Source organism: Alteromonas profundi (assembly GCF_010500865.1).
GTDB classification, from domain to species: Bacteria; Pseudomonadota; Gammaproteobacteria; order Enterobacterales; family Alteromonadaceae; genus Alteromonas; species Alteromonas profundi.
Window position 1 is genome coordinate 15,263 of the sequence record NZ_JAAAWN010000002.1, and the last position, 18,540, is coordinate 33,802.

Consider the following 18,540-nt stretch of genomic DNA (forward strand, 5'->3'; position numbering starts at 1 on the left):
GTGCTCCTAAAAGGTATTCAAAGCCAATAGTGCTGCTACGCCTATAAGGCAATAAGCAAACACTTTTTTAAGGTTTTTCTGGGGGATTTTAGCGGCGATATGCTGTCCTCCTACAACGGCTAGCATGCCAGTAGCAGTCATTACAACTATCACCAGATAGTTCATTTCTACAGATTGGGCTACTGCCCCTAATGTGGCGTAGGCAACAAGGGCGTTGATAAATATCAACAAAAGGCTATTCGCTACTGCTTGCTGCATGGATAAACCCGCAAAGAGCACTAGGGCGGGAACAATAAGAAAACCTCCGCCTATCCCCACGATACCGGTGGCAAAACCAGCTACTGCGCCAGCGAGAAATATCCGTCGCTTGTTTTGCTGTTCGTGAGGCGTGATTGCGCCATGCTTTAACATTTTTATCGCTGATATCAGCATCATGATGATCAGCAACAAGGTCTGTAAACCCGGTACCAATGTATAACCAACGTAAGCCCCTACGCTGGCGCTCGGTATACTTGCAAGGGCAAACCAAACAAGGGTGTTTAACTTTAAAAGTTTTGCTCTCGCCCCGTTAACTACACCTACTAAAGCAATCAAACCCACAATAAGCAAAGCGTGTTTGATGGCCACCTTTTCGCTCATATTCAATAGCAACATAAGCAGAGGTACTGCCAATATTGAGCCTCCGGCTCCCATCAAACCTAGGCTAAGGCCCACTAATAAGGCAGCAATAATCAACATGGTAAACATTAACTTGAATGATCCTTTGTTTGTATCGTATATTATGTATATACGATATTATAATTTATGTCTATTTGGAATATGCAAATGAATGTAACAGTGAAAAGTTTTTATCACGCTCCCTCTGGCACAGCCAGTTACCTAGTGGTAGAGCCTGCTACAAAGTCAGCGGTTATTATTGATAGCGTGCTCGGCTTTGACGTAGCGTCAGGTGAATTATCCTATACTTTTGCCGATGAATTGTTAGCGTATTTGCAGGCACAGGATCTCAATTTAGTGTGGATATTAGATACCCATGCCCATGCCGATCATTTAACCGCTGCCCACTATTTACACCAAAAGACGGGGGTTCCCACTGCCATTGGAAGCGGTATTGCGAAATCACAAGCACACTTTGAAACTACGTTTTACCACCATGGCGTTGGCGGGGGAAAGCACGCCGGTTTCGATATATTATTAGACGATGGGGCAGTGCTACCTTTTGGAGAGGAGAGCGTACAAGTATTGGCCACCCCTGGCCATACGCCCGATAGTGTGAGTTACCTTATAGGTGCCAATGTCTTTGTAGGCGATACACTTTTTATGCCCGATGCAGGTACTGCTCGTTGCGATTTCCCCGGCGGCGACGCAGCTGTGTTGTGGCACAGCATTGAAAAAATTCATCGCTTACCCGCTGCAACAACAATCTGGGTCTGTCACGACTACCAACCTAATGGCCGCGAACTTAAGCTAAATACTACTGTGGCTGAAAGTAAACGAAGCAATATTCATGTGGCGCATGTAAGTAAACAAGATTACGTTAACCTACGTAATAGTCGAGATAGCACGTTAAATGCTCCGGCTTTGCTATACCCTTCGCTGCAAGTGAACTTATGGGGTGGGGCACTGCCGCAAAAAGAACAAAACGGGCAACGCTATATTAAAATTCCCTTATCTCAACAGCGAAAGGATTAACCATGAATGAAATTTATCTTCAAGCGTTAATTGGAGGCGCCTTACTGGGTTTAGGTGCCATCTTATTAATGCTCACTCTGGGTAAAATTGCGGGTATCTCGGGCATTACTCACTCTGCAATAACCTCGTTATCAAAAGAGAATTACTGGCGTTGGGCGTTTTTAATAGGCCTTATTGCCGCGCCTTTATTAAGCGCACCTTTTGGGTTTACGCTACCTGAAGACGTTCCAGTTTCTTATACCACCTTGGCCATTGCCGGGCTTTTAGTGGGAGTCGGTACGCGTATAGGCTCTGGCTGCACAAGTGGTCACGGCATTTGCGGAATTGGCCGATTGTCTAAACGTTCTATTGTGGCTACTTGCACCTTTATGCTTACGGCCGTTATTACCGTCACCGTCGTTCGTCATCTACTATAAAAGGTTAAACAATGCGTAATTGTATTTTTGCTTTAATTGCAGGCTTATTGTTTGGGCTAGGTCTCACTATTTCAACTATGGTCGACCCTGCGCGAGTTCTTGCATTTCTTGATGTTTTTGGCGATTGGGACCCCACTTTAGCCTTTGTTATGGGCGGGGGATTAGCCGTATATTTGCCGCTGTTTTATTTATTTATAAAACCTAACAAAACCACGCTGTTTGGTGAGCCGTGTTCGCTACCACAAACAAAAACGATAGATGCTAAACTTATAGTAGGGGCCGCTCTGTTTGGCATCGGTTGGGGGTTAAGCGGTATTTGTCCAGGGCCGGCGCTTGCGAACATTACAGGGGGGCTCCCTGCAATTCTACTCTTTGTGGCTACCATGTTACTTGGTATGATAATGGCACCTAGGGTTTCAACATTGAAGTAAAGTGTATTGTTGATGGAATTACACGATATGCAGGCGAATGCGTCACGCGCCGCAGCAGTATTAAAAGCGATGGCTAATCAACATCGCCTTGTTATTCTTTGCTTATTAAACGGCAATGAACTATCGGTAAGCGAGATAAATGAGGCATTAGACATACCTCAATCTACGCTTTCTCAGCACTTAAGCGTGTTGCGTAAAGACGAACTGGTAACCACCCGACGCGACGCGCAAACAATATACTACGCGCTAGCCAGCAAGGAAGTAAAAGGTATTATATCTACCTTATACGAGCTTTATTGCACGTGATAAATCATGCATTTTCGCGCGCCAACGCCTATACGGTGAAGTGCCAGCTATCAATTTAGCGGGTTACTTCACCGGGGGCATCAATAATTTCGTACTGAATAGGCTTATAACGAAAGTTATTCGACTCACCTGCTGAACACGCCGTCAACCCAACTATCATATCCATCTTGGCCTCGAAAACGGTGTAGTCGCCGGCTTTACTTTTCGGTGGCAGCACAGCAATTTTCCCCGTTTCATCTACATCTACATTCATAAAAGTATTAAAAGTAGTGCCAACATGATGCGCGGGAATATCATAGTCTGCGAATGCGGCGACAAGGTTACCATAACACCCCGGCACGGGCGTTTCATCAGGGTAGAAATGTTTAAAGGTATCTACGCTGCAAGGGGTTAATAAAAAATCATGATCTTCCACAGTATCTTCAACAATTTCGAACATCACCTGGCTAAGGTTCGAGTATAGTTTCGCGCCGGTTTTAAAATGCAGACTTTCGTTATAGTCTAGCGAGCGCCCTGATGACATAAACTCTGTTTTATCGTTGGCGTTAAACGCATATAAATCAGCAACTTGTTCGCCTTCCGGATCGATAACCTTTAATCGTTGTCCTTTATTTACGACAAATGCCGTACCACTTCTCGGTTGGATAGTATGGATCATATTACTCTCAGTTGTTGTTTACTTTATGAAATGGGCATTGCCAGTCTGCTTCGACTTTACGTCCACTGTACTGTCGTGCCTCAGATTCATCACCATGGTTAGACAGTGATGCATTTTTATCGCCGCAAAACGCAGCATCTTTTTCCCTAATATGGTCGCGAAAAACCTCAAATTTACCCTGTTCACGCAAATGCTCAAATTGGGCGTGAAGGTTAAACACGATAGCAGGGCGATGGAATTTCCGACTCCGTCTGGTAGCATTTGGGTGAAGGCCAATAATAAAAAACGCCTTACTTCCTAAACTATAACTAAAATTGGTACTTGCTGGATCACTGCTTACGGTTTCATCCCAAGGATTTAGCCTACAGTCGATATCGTGGAGCTGCTGTAATTTGGCCCAAAGGGCATCTTCAAACTCAATTTCGCTAAACGTTTCAGGTTGGTCAAATACGCACACGAACGAGGAATACATATGTTCTTCAAGGTCAAAGTTTTCGGCGAATTCATAAATATCTGCGAGTAAATCTACGTTATTCCCTTCGCAGCGCATATCATCGTACCGTTTCACGGTAATCTGATCTTTAGCCAGTGCGGTTTTCGCCCCAGCACAGGGGAATTGTGGTTGTGCTATAAACTGCTTAACACTCTCTGTAGCGTTCATAGGGGCTATTGACATCGCAACCTCCTTTGCTTACCCGTTATACGGAATCAATCTAGCCGATAGATTGCAATAAGAAGGCCAAAGGGAGTTATTTTAAGTGATTGATTTTAAAGTGTATTATTATCGTGTTAGGAGGGGTTTAAGGCTCAGTTGGGAAACTATTTCATGCACTGTGAAAGGGCTTCATACCCTAATGTTAAACCCTAGCTTTAGTAAACTGGGCTATGGCAACTTATTTTGCACCTTATTCGCCTTCACGTTGGGCATTTCTTCCCCTTACTTGGTGAGGAAGCCGAGCACATTGCTAGCTTAAACAGCAAATACTAATCGCCAGTGGTATAGCGCACTATTTAGCGTTATTGTATATACTTTGTACACCGTCGGTAGGGCTTACCCTAATTTGACGCTAAAGAGAAAACGTCAGTTTTGTTATGTAGGGGTAATCGAAAAAAGTATCCTCCTGATTTAATGCCAAAATTTTTATAACCCTATATTCATAAACGTAAAGATAGTGTAGAGCCCAGTAGCTGTGGGTTTTCTTAAGCTCCACGATAAGCCACAATAGCGGGTTTTTAACTAACTAGATGGAGATTTTGGCAATGCAAAATCACGCCCCACCAGTTTCACTTGTAAAAACCTGGTACCACCTTCTATGTCATGCTGAGGATGAGAAAGTGAAAGCTCATGCGCAAGAAATGTTGTTAGGCGCTTTTGACTCGCCAGAAAAGTTGAAGCAATTTCTCTTAGAACACAAAGTTATCTAATTCATCTATGTTTTTTAAGGCGCTAGTTGAAACTAAGCGCTTTTAATGGTTTTAGCCTGTGTCATTAGCATGCGTTAGGGCAAGCTAGAAAGGCTATTATTTCAACAGGCATGTGCTTGGGTGTGGGGGACAAGCGTCCAAATCATCTAAGCGCAGGGGTGTATCTTTACAATGCTAAACATTAAATCTTACCGTCAAGGTAAGATTAGCTATATCCAGTTAGACAAAAGTCGACTATTATTTGCGCTATTGGTATGTTATTTCGCCTACACTAAACGCTAATTGAGCAAAGCTGTACTGAGGTATTAAGTGCTCGCGAAGGATTGATGAAACAAAGCTGGGAGCAGCAAGGAATGTTTGAAGCCACGTTTGAACATTGTGCGGTAGGTTTGGCTCATGTGAGCCCGAACGGTAACTTTATTCGCGTAAATAAAAAACTATCTGAATTTCTTGGTTATGACGTAAATACGTTAACAAACATGTCGTACCAAGATATAACCGTAGACACCCACTTAGAGAAAGACAACAAACTCGTCGCCAAGGTATTAAGTGGGGAACTCGATAACTACAGCCTAGAAAAAAAGTACCACCATGCCGCGGGCCACGAGGTGTGGGGGAAACTGACCGTCTCTTTAGTACGTGACGAAGCGGGAGAGCCTGATTACTTTATTTCTGTTGTCGAGGATATCGACAAAATGAAAAAGGTAGAAATGGAGTTATTCCAAGCAGAAGCACTATTTAGTGAAATAGTCTCCGCTTTCTCATCACGCACCTACATTTGGGTTGCCCCGCCTGATTTTAGCCGCCTTTATTTTGCAAATGAAGGGTTTCAAAATATATTTGGCCGAGATTTGTCGGTATTAAGTGAGTCGCCATTAGCCTTTGTAAACTTTGTTCACCCAGAAGACTTCAAACGCGTGAGCAAATTTTTTAATAGGAAAAGGCCTCATTCGTGGGATATGCAGTATCGAATTATTTGCCCAGAAGGTGAGGTTAAACATATTCATGACCGTGGCATTCCTCTTTATGACGAAGATAAAAAATTGTCTTTAATTGCCGGTACCGCCGACGATATAACCAAGGTGAAACATCAAGAAGAAGCCTTGGTGGACGCCATTGCCGAACTTGATAGACTCACCAAAACCGACGTATTAACCGGCATTGCCAATCGAAGAGAAATATTTCTGCAAATTGAGCAAACCATAAAAATGATGAAGCGAGACACCCCAGTATCTACGTTGGTGTACCTTGATTTAGACAATTTTAAAAATATTAATGACACGTACGGTCATCAGGCCGGAGATGAAGCCCTGGTGGCCTTTGCAAATATGTTAGCCGATACGTTACGGGAAACCGATAAGTTAGCGCGTATAGGTGGCGATGAATTTGTGCTATTGCTATCAGGTAGCAATACCGAAGAAGCTGAAGTGTTCTTTGAGCGTTTATTGTCGATGCCCTTTAAAGTTAGGTTTGACAGCGGCGAAGAAATTCAGCTTTCGTTTAGTTTAGGGTGGGCTGAATGGCGCTCGGATATAACCAGTGCGCAGGCATGGCTTGATGCTGCTGATAAGGCGATGTTTAGCCAAAAACGCCAGCATCATGAAGATGCTGGCTATACAGATGTGTGTTAATGCTGGTTTAACGTTTGTGCACTAAGCGCCCGCGCCCCCAATAAACTACTTGTGTTGCTGGGCATACCACTGAGCAATTTCAGCTCGTTCGCTGTCAGTCATACCGGTTTTATTTAAAAACGGCATGTCTTTGGTTACTGTGGTGCGCCTAACAAATTGCGCAGATTGGCGTTCAATATCTTCCCATGTGTCAAATACCACACCAAGGGGTGCCACTTTGAAAATGTCATCTGTAGGCGTACTCGAGTGACAGCTTATGCAGTGAGTATTTACCAGTTCCTGAATACGCGAATCACCAATAGTGACATGTGAAGATGGAGCTTGGTCAGAGGCGGTAGTAAGTGTTTGCTGCTCACTTGGCCAAGACACCGCAAGCGCGATAGCGAGCATACCTATTGCACCAGAAACTAATATCGACGGCTTAGTTTTACCCACGTGACGCAAGTTAAAGAAATGCCGTATCCACGCTGCGTTCGCCATAATAGCAATGAGTATCAACCAGTTGTAAGAATGTTGATAGGTCATAGGGTAATGATTTGAAATCATGATGAACAATAAAGGCAGCGTAAAGTAGTTATTGTGCACAGAGCGAAGTTTTGCGCCTGCACCCCATGCCGGATCTATATCTCCCTTCGCGGCTACCGCAGCAACCATTTTGCGCTGATTAGGCATAATATTAAAAAATACGTTACCGGCCATAATAGAGCCAATAAGTGCACCTACGTGAATATAAGCGCCACGGCCACTAAACCACTGGGTGGATAAGAAGCACACCACGCAAATAAGTGCCACCAATAATAATCCGAACGCCAAGGGGTGTTTCGCTAACGGGCTACGACAGGCTATTTCATAAATAAATAGGCCGCCGAAAATAAGTCCAAGGCCCAAACTAATTGCAAGTGTAGGGCTCATATCGTTAACACTTGGGTCAATAAGATAGGCTGAAGCCCCGAAGTAATACACCAGCACTAAAAGTGCAAACCCTGAAAGCCAGGTTGTGTACGCCTCCCACTTAAACCAATGAAGGGTCTCAGGCATTTTTTCAGGACCATAGGCGTATTTTGCTACTTCGTAGAAGCCGCCGCCGTGAATCGCCCATAGGTCGCCCTTAATACCTTTATCTTGTTTCCATTGAGGGGGTGTACGTAGGTTATTGTCTAACCAAATGAAGTAAAACGATGCGCCAATCCATGCCACTCCAGCGATAACGTGAAACCAACGTATAAATAAACTAAACCAATCAAACCATGGCATGGGACGACTCCTTTTTCTCGTAGCAGCGACGACCGTTTACCCAAGTCTCCCTTATGGCACGATCATCCCCTAATATACTTAGTGCAAAGAAGACATCGTCAAACTCCGCATTAGGTTGAATTCTTAACGACGTCAATTCGTCAAATTGGTGGTCTAGCACCACAAAATCGGCGCTTGAACCTGGGTTTAAGTTGCCTATGTCGCTTTCCATTTGGTGTGCAACGGCTGCGCCTTGGGTCATTAAATAGAAGCCTTCAAATGGGCTGATAGGCGTGTGACGCAATTGGCTAACCTTATACGCATCGGCATAGGTTTTAAGCATACTAAAGCTGGTGCCCGCGCCCACATCGGTGGCCAAGGCAACATGCACGTCGTGCTTTTTGGCACTGGCTATATCAAATAAACCACTGCCTAAGAACAAATTAGACGTGGGGCAAAAAGCAATTGTCGAACCAGCTTCATGCAAACGCTGCCATTCATCTTCATTTAAATGGATGCCGTGGCCAAACACTGCACGCGGGCGCACCATGTTATATTTATCATAAACATCTAAGTACCCTATTGCGGTTGGAAACAGGCGCTTAACCCACGCAATTTCGTCTAGGTTTTCAGATAAATGGGTTTGTACGAAAACATCGGGATACTGGCTGGCTAGCTCGCCTAGGCTGGCTAATTGTGCTTCGCTACTGGTCGGCGCAAAACGGGGTGTAATGGCGTATTTGTTGCGGCCATGGTTGTGCCACTTATCAATTAAAGCGGCCGAATGCACTTGCGCTGTAGTAGGGCAGTCTTCTAGCTCTTGTGGGCAGTTTCTGTCCATGCACACTTTGCCCGCCACTATCGCCATGTTTAATTCGCTAGCGGCGCTAAACAAGGCTTCACAACTCTGTTGATGCACTGAGCAGAAAACAAACCCCGTCGTAGTACCATTTTTTAGTAACTGACGAAGAAATACCTGGGCAATTTGCTGGGCATGAGGTTCATCGGCAAACTGCTTTTCTGTAGGAAAAGTATAGTTTTCTAGCCAACTAAGTAGCTGATCGCCATAGCTGGCAATGCTTTGGGTTTGAGGATAGTGCAAGTGGCTGTCGATAAAACCGGGCAGTAACCACTGGCCTTGTCTATCTATCACATTGGCCTTTGGGTAGCGCGCAAGCACGTCAGTAAAGCTATCTACGGCGATAATTTTACCCTCATCTATCACCACGCCGCCATCGCGAATTATGGTGATATCTTCAGAAAACTGCGTTGTTGCATGGGGGAAATGCGCAATATTGGCACGAATAAGCTGCATACTGATTAGCTGCCTCTGTAACTGCTAAAACCAAACGGTGAAATAAGCAAGGGCACATGATAGTGACCCCCTTGCGCTTCTAGTTCAAATGTAATGTCGATATGGGGGTAAAAGCTTTTACCGTGAGTATCTACTAAGTAACGCTGGCAATGAAACCTTAACGTATAAATGCCTTCTGAAAATGTTGTACCCCAGTCTTTGAAGCGCCCGTCACTGTCGGTAACGCCTTCGCGCGTGCTGCCATCGGGTAGTTGAAGGGTTAATTGCATACCTGCTACCGGTTTACCGTTAGTGGTGTCTAATACATGGCTTGAGAGAGTATTCATTTTTTACGCTCCGGGTTGTTTTGCGCTTCGTTGTTATTTAGCGCTTTATTAATACGCAAAAGCGTAATTTTAATTTGCTCTTGGGCGGCGATACGAATTTCCTGTTCGGTACTATTTGGTAAGCGCGCTTTAAGTGCGTTCAACATGGTGTCTGCCGACAGCCCTGTAGCGCATATAATAAAGATGAAACCATGCTTATCTAAATAGGCTTCGTTAAGTGCTTTTAGCGCGTGCAATGTTTCTTCTGATGCACCAGCTGTACCCGATTGTTCCCCAGAAGCTACCGCTTTTGTGTTTGCAAACTTCGCGCGCAAGGTGGCGACATCGCCTATCATGGGGTGCGCGGTAAAGGCTTCAAGAAAGTCTTCTTGCTCACAGCCTTGCCATGCCTTTGCGGCGTGTTCTGTCAGGCTGTCTAAGTCGCTATAAGGACGCGCGTTTACCATTGCCTCTATCCAATGCTTCGCTGCGCAGGTTTGCTCAAACCAACTATATGCCTCGTGATAAGACAGGCTATTGAGATTGTTTAATGTCATAAAGCTTATTCCTTAATCGCATCGTGGGCGGCAGTAACGGGTACATGCTTACTTTGACCCGCACTCTCAGCATTATGTAGACGCGCGATAATTTGAGCGGCTATAGATACTGCCACCTCAATAGGGCGCTTGCCGGGTATGTCTGGGTTGCCAATAGGGGTGTAAAGACGTAGCAAGTCTTTGTCAGTAAAGCCACGATTATGTAATTTAGTGATAAATCGTTTGGCCTTGGTATCCGACCCTATAAGGCCGACAAAAGGTAGAGAAGGGTATTTCAACGCGCGCTCCACAATGCGGTAGTCTAGCTGGTGATCGTGGGTAAGTATAACGAGCCATGCGTTATGCGGCAGTTGGCTTACCTCTGTTTCTGGTTCTTGCTCTACTATTGGGGTAACGTTGGCGGGCATAGAGGCAGGAAAAACCGACTCCCGGCTGTCTATCCAACGAATGCGAAGGGGTAATTGAGCAATAATAGGAATTAACGCTTGGGCTACATGTCCGGCGCCAAAAATAGCCAGGTGCTGGGCATGAAGGTTACACACGTCGAACAGTACTTTAACCGCACCCCCACAGCATTGCCCAAGTGAGCTACTTAGCGGATAGGAACGAAGCATTGTTGAGCGAGTATCTTTTGCTTCTTGAGACACCGTTTGGCCATGAGCAAGCATATCTCTTGCGGTTTTTATAGCGTCGAACTCTAGATGGCCGCCACCAATAGTGTCGATACTACTGGTGCTGGTTACCACCATTTTACTGCCAGCTTCTCGTGGTGTAGAGCCTGCAATACTCACTACCGTAATAAGTACATAGGCTTCGCCTTGCTGCTCGCACGCAGCAACGCCTTCATACCAAGTTGTAGGGCGCATTAGGCGAGCTCCTCATCCTTCGCCACCTTTGATTGAAGCGCCATTACTGCGTGAAGCACTCGCTCTGGGGTAGCTGGGGTATCAAGTTGAGGGTCGACGCGGTAGTTAGCCAAACTCGCTATCGCATCTTTTAACGCACACCATACCGAAATGGCAAGCATAAAGGGCGGTTCACCAACGGCTTTTGAATGATAAATACTATCTTCTGCGTTCTTGCGACCAAATAAGCTTACGTTAAAGTGCTTAGGGGTATCGCCAATGGCAGGTATTTTGTATGTGGCCATGTTTTCACTGATTAATTTACCCTCGTCGTTCCAGCGCAAGTCTTCGGTGGTTAGCCAGCCCATGCCTTGAATAAATGCACCTTCAATTTGGCCAATATCAATGGCGGGGTTAAGGCTATCTCCTACATCATGGATAACATCAACACTGTCTACTGAATATTCTCCACTTAGGGTATCAATAGACACTTCAGTTAATGCTGCGCCATAAGCAAAGTAAAAGAATGGGCGGCCTTCACCGGTGTCTCGATTGTAGTGAAGTTTCGGCGTTTGATAAAAACCACTGGAAGATAACGACACCCGATTAAAATAAGCAGCTTGAATGACATCGGCAAATGCCATCTTGTTTTCACCCAGCACTACGTTGCCCGCTTCAAAACGTACTTCGCTGCTTTTTTCTTTGCAATTTTGCAACGTGGCAAAGCATTCAGCGAGGCGGTCTTTCAACGTTAGGCAGGCATTTTGTACTGCCTTACCGTTTAGGTCGGTACCGCTTGAGGCCGCCGTAGGTGAGGTGTTAGGAACTTTATCGGTGCGGGTGGCGGTAACTTCAATCATATCGAGAGAAACACCGAATTCGTTGGCTGCAATTTGCGCAATTTTGGTATGTAACCCTTGGCCCATTTCTGTGCCACCGTGGTTTACTTGAATGCTACCATCGGTATATATATGTACAAGGGCACCCGCTTGGTTAAGGTGTTTGGCGGTAAATGAAATACCGAATTTGACTGGCGTTAACGCCAGCCCTTTTTTAACCACGGGGCTTGTACTATTAAAGTCGGTTATCTCTTTGCGACGTTGCCAATAGCGACCGTCTTGTTCCAACTTCGCGATAATTTCGGGAAGCAGATTGTGCTCTACGTCCATGCCATAGGGGGTTTTAGTACCGGTGCTTTCTCCGTAAAGGTTGCGTTTTCGAATGGTGAGGGGATCTTCACTTACCGCTCGCGCAATCTTATCTACCAGGGCTTCGGCCATAATCATGCCTTGAGGCCCACCGAAGCCGCGATAAGCGGTATGCGATACCATGTTGGTTTTTAGTCGGTGGCCAACAATATCGCTAGCACCTAAAAAGTAACCGTTGTCGGCATGAAACATGGCTCTATCTACAATAGCGTCTGACAAGTCTGGGGAATGCCCGCAGTTGCCATTAATCCTCATGCGGGTAGCCTGAATACGCCCAGTGTCGTCAAAGCCCACTTCAAACTCGTTCTCAAAGGGGTGGCGCTTACCTGTTACGTGCATATCCGTTTGACGAGGAAGCCTTAGTTTTACGGCGCGCTGGGTGCGAGAAGCAAAAAGGGCGGCAATACAGGCCCACTGCGCTGCCTGGGTTTCCTTACCACCAAAACCACCCCCCATTCGGCGCATATCTACCATCACATGGTGAAGCTTAATATTTAACACTTCAGCCACTAGCTTTTGCACCTCACTTGGATGCTGGCTAGAGGTGAAAATTTTCATACGTGACTCTTCATCAGGGATGGCAAGAGACACTTGGCCTTCCAGATACATGTGTTCTTGGCCGCCAATAGAAAGCCTGCCCGTAGCGGTATGAGTCGCCTCTTGCATTTGCTTTTCTACATCGCCTTGTCCAAAGCGGTGAGTGGGGCGTACGAAACTCTGCTTGGTGTGCGCATCATCTACACTAAGTGTAGGGGGCTGGGCGTTTACCTTAATCTCACCTTTTGATGCAGCCTTTCTTGCCAGTGTCAATGACGTGGCGAGCACCGCAAATACAGGTTGACCGTAAAACTTAATTTCTTTATCGGCTAAAAGCGGATCGCCTTTAAAGACTGGGCCTATATCTTTGTGGCCTGGCACATCGTCAATGGTTATTACATCTACCACCCCTTCAGACTCACGTACCCGGGATAAGTCAAGGTGCTCGAGATCGCCCGCTGCACAGCTACTTAATCCTACCGCTGCGTACAAGGTGCCCTGAGGCTCAACGATATCGTCAATGTAGTTGGCTTTACCCTGAACTTGGCGTATCGCACTTTCGTGCTTGACCGATGTATGTACAACTTTTTGGGTGCTTTGCTGATTATTCGCTTCAATAAGTTTACGCATGTTGTGCTACCACCCGAGTTTCAATTGTTCCTTTAGCTTGGTGTTCTAAGTAGAACCTATGCCATAAATTACTGAGCACCGTATTTCGGTATTCGGCACTGGCGCGCACATCATCTATAGGCGTAAATGCATTGGCTAATATTTGCTTGCCTATGGTTAAGCATTCTGCATCGCACCATGTTTTACCCACTAAAGCGTGTTCGAGTTCATCGCTTGTGGCCGGTGTGGCGGCTACGCCGCCAAAGCCACTTTGTACGCGGGTAACTATCCCGTCTACCACGGTAATATTAAACACCGCGCACACCGCAGAAATATCATCTTCCATGCGCTTAGATATTTTGTAAGCAGCCAACTTATTGTGTGGTGCCAAAAACGGAATTTCGATCGCGCTTATCCATTCACCTTGTTTTAGTGTGGTAGTGCGGTAGCCAGTGAAGAATTCTTTTATCGGCACTATTCGAACATCGCTGCCATTGTCGATATGTAATTGAGCCCCAAGTGCGATAAGTACAGGGGGCATATCGCCAATAGGCGAGGCATTAGCAACATTACCGCCCAATGTGGCCTGGTTGCGAATAGGCAATGAAGCAAAGCGAGTTATGATTTCCGCTAATTGGGGAAACTGAGTTAGCAAGGGGTGGGTAAGATCACTTAAGGCGGTTGCTGCACCAATAAGAAGCGAATGCTCCAATGTGGTGCATCCTTTAAGTGCATTTATGCCGCTTAAGCTTATTAACGTATCGGTATCTTTTAACTGTTGGGTAATGGTTAGGCCTAAGTCAGTGCACCCCGCCACTAAAGGGGCGTGTGGGTTCTGTGCAATGGCCGTGGCCAGCGCTTCACGGCTTGTAGGCATAAGCAGTTGTGAGGAGCCAAGAGGACCTTCAGTTTGCTCGTTTAACGCTTTTAAACGCGTAATTGTCTCTTCTTCACGTTGCTTGAATATATCATTGGGTTCGCCTTCACAGGCGGCGAGTGTCGCATCAATAATAGGGCGGTAGCCGGTACAGCGACACAGGTTTCCTGAAAGTGCGTGTAATACATCGTCCCTATTAGGGCTTTGCGCATTATGATAAAGGGCGAACATAGACATGATAAAGCCGGGAGTACAAAAGCCACACTGAGAGCCATGGTGATCTACCAATGCTTGTTGTACTGGATGAAGTTGTCCGTCAGTACTTAAATGTTCAACTGCGATAAGCTGTTTACCTTGAACCGCCGACATCAAGGTGATGCAACTGTTCACGGTACGATAATGCATGGCGGTGCCGTCTTCGCTTAGTTCAGCAAGAACTAACGTACATGCGCCACAATCGCCTGCTGCACAACCCTCTTTGGTACCCGTAAGTTTGCGATGCTCGCGAATGAATTGGAGTAAAGTGAGATCGGCCCGGGAATCACTTAACGTGACCAACTCTTGGTTAATTAGAAAGCGAATCATACCCGCACCTTGTTACTAAGTTCATTATATTATCCACTAATATAGCTGTATTTTAATTATAAAAGTAGACCATGTGGTCAATTATTTGCTTATAAAAAAAGGCCACGTTAAGGTAGGCCTTACATTACGGTGCTGCCAAGCACCATTTACGAATAAACTAGGCAAGATTCGTGCAAGGTTTCAATCATTCGCCTTAACGCTTAAAAATATGACTAAAATCAGTTTATTATTGTTCTATTAACGGGTAAAACGCAGGGTCAGTGATAAGTTGAATGGTTAATTTGATACGCAGACTTGCACCAAAAATAGGCTGACGCTGCATGGGGGTTCCCGCGCAATGGTCTCAAAAGGGATATAAAATAAAATGTTAAAAGCAAAAGGGGCTGACGCAAGCGTTGGCGCAATGAACAGACGAAAAATACTACAAGCCGCCGAGAAGTGTTTTGCGCAATACGGCTTTAAAGGTACCGCCGTACAAAAAATTGCAGATGAAGCAGGGTTGCCTAAAACCAATGTACTTTACTATTTTAAGACCAAACAAGAACTCTATGTGGCCGTACTAGAAGAAACCTTGTCGCTATGGAACTCACATTTTGACCGCGCTACCGTTGAGGACGATCCTGCAAAGGTATTGGCTGACTACATTGCTGAAAAAATTGAGGTGTCGCGAACCCACCCCTTAGCGTCGAAAATATTCGCAATGGAAATAATAAACGGCGCGCCTAACTTAAATGGCTATTTTGACGAAGAGCACGCGCTTTGGATGAAAGGGCGTGTAGCTTTAATCAATAGCTGGATTGAAGTTGGAAAACTCGCCCCCATCGACCCTGAATACTTACTTTACACTATTTGGGCCAGTACCCAGCACTATGCGGATTTTTCCGCTCAGATAACCCGTTTACGTGGGCGCAAAATGGTGAAAGCCGATTTTGAGCAAGCAAAACGCCAACTTATTCAATTAGTGTTAGGCGGCTGCAAACTCACTGTCCCAGAATTTTATCAAGGAACATCTGATGTCACTGAATAACACTTCATACCCTCGCGATCTAATCGGCTATGGGCAAGACGTACCGCAGGCTCAATGGCCAAATGGTGCCAAGATTGCGGTGAATTTTGTATTAAATTATGAAGAGGGCGGCGAAAACTGCGTTTTGCATGGTGACGAGGCATCTGAAACGTTTTTGTCGGAAATTATTGGCGCACAAGCATACCCAGATCGTCATTTAAGTATGGAGTCGATTTATGAATATGGCAGTCGCGCTGGCTTCTGGCGGCTTCACCGCTTACTTACCGACAACGAGATTCCAGTTACCGTATTTGGCGTTACTATGGCAATGCAACGCCACCCAGATGCGGTTAAAGCTATGCTAAGCGCCGGCTGGGAAATTGCCAGCCATGCTATGCGGTGGGTGCACTATCAGGATATGGATGAAGACACAGAGCGTAAGCAAATCGACGACGCTATTATGCTTCATGAGCAGTTAACAGGCAGTAAGCCTATTGGTTGGTACACCGGAAGAACCAGCCCTAATACATTAAAGCTTATCGCAGAGCGTGACGACATTGTATATTGCGCCGATTCTTATGCCGATGATTTACCTTATTACGATTGTCATTACAGTAAGCCATTGCTCATGGTGCCTTATACCCTTGATACCAATGATATGCGCTTTGCTTCGCCGCAGGGCTTTAACAGTGGAGAGCAGTTTTTTCAGTATTTAAAAGATGCGTTTGACGTTCTTTACGAAGAAGGGGCTGAGGCGCCCAAAATGTTATCTATTGGGCTACACTGTAGAATTATTGGAAGACCAGCGCGCATGGCTGCGTTGAAACGCTTTATTAAATATGTGAAGTCGCATGATAAAGTATGGTTAGCAACCCGTGCTGATATCGCTCAGCATTGGTTAGATACACACCCTTATGACAATGAGAAAGGGGTAGGAGAATAAAAATGAAAGTCAAACTATTAGCCGTATTCTTTGGTGCATTAGCATTAACGGCGTGCTCTAAGCTTACTAAAGAAAACTACGATAAATTAGAAATGGGGATGTCGCAAAAAGAGGTAGAGTCTATTATTGGGAATGCTGATAACTGCGGTAAAACCCTTGGTACACTAGCATGTACGTGGGGCAACGAAGACGCTAAGCATATTAAAATAGTCTTTATGGGCAATAAGGCAGTTACCTTTAATTACGATGGGCTTGAATAGGACGCCACGTTAAACTTTCTTACTCGTAATAAAAAGCCGCGTTTACCTTTACCGTAAACGCGGCTTTTTTGTGGCCTTTAACCTAAGCCATAAAGCTAGCCTGTGAAAATTTTATTTTAAGTTAAACGCGTACCTAAGAATAAAAATTATCGCTAAGGCGTAGGTAAGCCCGCTAACCTCACGAAACTTACCAGTGCTGACTTTGATGCCTACGTAAGTAATAAAGCCAAGCGCTATACCTTCACTAATACTAAACGTGAGTGGCATGGCTAATAACGCCACAGTAGCAGTGGCTAGGGCACCTAAATCGTCGAAGTCGAGTTGGCGAATAGACTCCATCATTAATATCCCCACCATGAGAAGCGCAGGTGTGGTTGCCATAAGGGGTATAACTTTCATTAGCGGGGTTAAAAATAACGCAAGTACAAAGCATAGCGCCACAACCACAGCAGTAAGCCCTGTTCGCCCGCCGGCCGAAACCCCCGTTGCCGACTCAACATAACTGGTTACCGGCGAGGTACCAATCATAGCGCCAACTACACTGGCTGAGGCATCTGCGGTCATAGCGGGCCCTATTTTAGGCAACTTGCCAGACTCGGTAAGTAAGTTCGCCCGGCGAGATACGCCGATTAGCGTGCCTATAGTGTCGAACATGTTCACAAACATAAGGGCAAAGATAAGGTCCCAGGTTTCGGCAAAATGTTCAATTGGATACCAAAAGTCCATGGCGAGAAAGGTATCTGATATGGGCTCTGGCAACCCTATTATCGCCTCGGGCGTCGCGGTTAGCGTGCCATTTTCAGTGGGAATGAAGGCGCCTATTACGGTAAGCAGAATGATGGAAAGTAAAATACCCCCGGTCACCTTTTTTATCATCATTACGATGGTAAAAATAATGCCGGCGAGAGCTAACATTACCGCGGGATCGGATAAATCACCTAATTGTACGAACGTGGCCGGATTATCCACAATAAGGCCGGCATTTTTAAGCCCAATAAAGGCGATAAATAGACCAATGCCGCACTGTACACCAATTTTTAGGGTAGGCGGTATGGCATCTGCCACTTTAGAACGCACTCCGGTTAATGAGAGCAGTAAAAAAAGCACACCATTCCAAAATACAATGCCCAGCCCAGCTTCCCAAGGAATTTCACGTGACATACAGATAGTAAACGCGAAAAAGGCGTTTAGCCCCATGCCAGGCGCAAGTGCAATAGGGTAGTTGGTCATTAACGCCATTAAAAGTGTGCCTAAACACGCTGCCAACGCGGTGACTGTGATAAGCCCCTCTACTGGCATCCCACTAAGCCCTAATATTCCTGGGTTTACCACTAAAATGTAGGACATAGCCGCAAATGTGGTTAAACCCGCCACCAATTCTGTTTTCAAGGTGGTGCCGTGCTCCTGCAGTTTAAAAAGGCGTTCGAGTAGATTGTTGGACATGCAGATTTCTCTTACGTTGAATCATTTATTGTTATTAACCTGCTGTGAGATGAAAATAAACAGGTTACAGCGCGTGTAGCAAAACTTACTATGGACAATTTATTACAATAACTTGCAATAACCTGACCACTTAGTCAGTTATTTGGTTCGTTTTGTGCTACGTTAATATAGCCAGACGACCCAAAAGTCAGCGCGAGCGAATAAAAACAGCGGTGAAGCCGCAGAAGATTTACCGCATTCATAATAAGTTAGTATCGC

At 45.5% G+C, this 18,540-nt stretch carries 20 protein-coding genes; 9 read left to right on the forward strand and 11 right to left on the reverse strand.

Translation table 11 applies throughout. The features are described 5' to 3' along the window. Positions 1-6: 6 nt before the first annotated feature. Entirely contained in the window at positions 7-747 is a 741-nt protein-coding gene (locus GTH32_RS01655; protein WP_163083506.1) for a sulfite exporter TauE/SafE family protein, read from the reverse strand. Positions 748-804: 57 nt separating this feature from the next. On the opposite strand from GTH32_RS01655, the gene GTH32_RS01660 reads away from it, so the two are divergent. From GTH32_RS01660 to GTH32_RS01675, 4 genes are read left to right on the forward strand one after another with little or no spacing between them, the layout of a single operon-like run. Further along, positions 805-1,692, forward strand: a complete 888-nt coding sequence (locus tag GTH32_RS01660; RefSeq protein WP_246223104.1) for an MBL fold metallo-hydrolase — start codon at positions 805-807, stop codon at positions 1,690-1,692. Positions 1,693-1,694: 2 nt separating this feature from the next. Beyond that, the gene (locus tag GTH32_RS01665) at positions 1,695-2,108 is read left to right on the forward strand and encodes a YeeE/YedE family protein (protein ID WP_163083507.1); all 414 of its coding nucleotides are present in this window, start codon (positions 1,695-1,697) and stop codon (positions 2,106-2,108) included. Positions 2,109-2,119: 11 nt separating this feature from the next. Continuing rightward, positions 2,120-2,539 (forward strand): YeeE/YedE family protein, encoded by a 420-nt coding sequence (locus GTH32_RS01670; protein WP_163083508.1) that lies wholly within the window; start codon positions 2,120-2,122, stop codon positions 2,537-2,539. A 12-nt stretch (positions 2,540-2,551) separates the two neighbouring features. Continuing rightward, complete coding sequence (locus tag GTH32_RS01675; RefSeq protein WP_163083509.1) at positions 2,552-2,845, forward strand: ArsR/SmtB family transcription factor; 294 nt, start codon at positions 2,552-2,554, stop codon at positions 2,843-2,845. 55 nt (positions 2,846-2,900) lie between these two features. Here GTH32_RS01675 and GTH32_RS01680 read toward each other — a convergent pair whose 3' ends face one another. Then, complete coding sequence (locus GTH32_RS01680) at positions 2,901-3,503, reverse strand: DUF1989 domain-containing protein (RefSeq protein WP_163083510.1); 603 nt, start codon at positions 3,501-3,503, stop codon at positions 2,901-2,903. Positions 3,504-3,510: 7 nt separating this feature from the next. Continuing rightward, complete coding sequence (gntA, locus tag GTH32_RS01685; RefSeq protein WP_163083511.1) at positions 3,511-4,179, reverse strand: guanitoxin biosynthesis heme-dependent pre-guanitoxin N-hydroxylase GntA; 669 nt, start codon at positions 4,177-4,179, stop codon at positions 3,511-3,513. A 584-nt stretch (positions 4,180-4,763) separates the two neighbouring features. Here gntA and GTH32_RS19340 point away from each other — a divergent pair. Both GTH32_RS19340 and GTH32_RS01690 read left to right on the forward strand, forming a co-directional pair. Then, entirely contained in the window at positions 4,764-4,928 is a 165-nt protein-coding gene (locus GTH32_RS19340; RefSeq protein WP_203565325.1) for a hypothetical protein, read from the forward strand. Between the two features lie 326 nt (positions 4,929-5,254). Then, entirely contained in the window at positions 5,255-6,559 is a 1,305-nt protein-coding gene (locus tag GTH32_RS01690; RefSeq protein WP_246223105.1) for a diguanylate cyclase domain-containing protein, read from the forward strand. Between the two features lie 45 nt (positions 6,560-6,604). Here GTH32_RS01690 and GTH32_RS01695 read toward each other — a convergent pair whose 3' ends face one another. From GTH32_RS01695 to xdhA, 7 genes are read right to left on the reverse strand one after another with little or no spacing between them, the layout of a single operon-like run. Next, positions 6,605-7,813, reverse strand: a complete 1,209-nt coding sequence (locus GTH32_RS01695; RefSeq protein WP_163083512.1) for a urate hydroxylase PuuD — start codon at positions 7,811-7,813, stop codon at positions 6,605-6,607. Next, positions 7,800-9,107, reverse strand: coding sequence for a guanine deaminase (gene guaD, locus GTH32_RS01700; RefSeq protein ID WP_163083513.1), 1,308 nt, complete (start codon positions 9,105-9,107; stop codon positions 7,800-7,802). The genes GTH32_RS01695 and guaD overlap by 14 nt, the downstream gene beginning before the upstream one ends. 5 nt (positions 9,108-9,112) lie before the next feature. After that, complete coding sequence (uraH, locus tag GTH32_RS01705) at positions 9,113-9,433, reverse strand: hydroxyisourate hydrolase (protein WP_163083514.1); 321 nt, start codon at positions 9,431-9,433, stop codon at positions 9,113-9,115. After that, positions 9,430-9,969: a 2-oxo-4-hydroxy-4-carboxy-5-ureidoimidazoline decarboxylase gene (gene uraD / locus GTH32_RS01710; RefSeq protein WP_163083515.1), complete on the reverse strand. Its 540-nt coding sequence runs from the start codon at positions 9,967-9,969 to the stop codon at positions 9,430-9,432. The genes uraH and uraD overlap by 4 nt, the downstream gene beginning before the upstream one ends. Before the next feature lie 5 nt (positions 9,970-9,974). After that, complete coding sequence (gene xdhC, locus GTH32_RS01715) at positions 9,975-10,835, reverse strand: xanthine dehydrogenase accessory protein XdhC (RefSeq protein WP_163083516.1); 861 nt, start codon at positions 10,833-10,835, stop codon at positions 9,975-9,977. After that, the gene (xdhB, locus tag GTH32_RS01720; protein WP_163083517.1) at positions 10,835-13,189 is read right to left on the reverse strand and encodes a xanthine dehydrogenase molybdopterin binding subunit; all 2,355 of its coding nucleotides are present in this window, start codon (positions 13,187-13,189) and stop codon (positions 10,835-10,837) included. Before xdhB ends, xdhC begins: the two co-directional genes overlap by 1 nt. Next, positions 13,182-14,630 (reverse strand): xanthine dehydrogenase small subunit, encoded by a 1,449-nt coding sequence (gene xdhA, locus GTH32_RS01725; protein WP_163083518.1) that lies wholly within the window; start codon positions 14,628-14,630, stop codon positions 13,182-13,184. The genes xdhB and xdhA overlap by 8 nt, the downstream gene beginning before the upstream one ends. A gap of 364 nt (positions 14,631-14,994) precedes the next feature. Between xdhA and GTH32_RS01730 the strand changes: the two genes are divergently transcribed. Genes GTH32_RS01730 through GTH32_RS01740 form a run of 3 tightly spaced genes read left to right on the forward strand, consistent with a single transcriptional unit; the run spans position 14,995 to position 16,839 of the window. After that, on the forward strand, positions 14,995-15,657 hold the full coding sequence (locus GTH32_RS01730; protein ID WP_163083519.1) for a TetR family transcriptional regulator C-terminal domain-containing protein: 663 nt from the start codon (positions 14,995-14,997) through the stop codon (positions 15,655-15,657). Continuing rightward, on the forward strand, positions 15,644-16,579 hold the full coding sequence (gene puuE, locus GTH32_RS01735) for an allantoinase PuuE (protein WP_163083520.1): 936 nt from the start codon (positions 15,644-15,646) through the stop codon (positions 16,577-16,579). Before GTH32_RS01730 ends, puuE begins: the two co-directional genes overlap by 14 nt. Before the next feature lie 2 nt (positions 16,580-16,581). Next, positions 16,582-16,839, forward strand: coding sequence for a DUF3862 domain-containing protein (locus GTH32_RS01740; RefSeq protein WP_163083521.1), 258 nt, complete (start codon positions 16,582-16,584; stop codon positions 16,837-16,839). Positions 16,840-16,950: 111 nt separating this feature from the next. Here the strand turns inward: GTH32_RS01740 and GTH32_RS01745 are convergent, their stop codons facing one another. Continuing rightward, on the reverse strand, positions 16,951-18,282 hold the full coding sequence (locus GTH32_RS01745; RefSeq protein ID WP_163083522.1) for an NCS2 family permease: 1,332 nt from the start codon (positions 18,280-18,282) through the stop codon (positions 16,951-16,953). Positions 18,283-18,540: the final 258 nt, after the last annotated feature.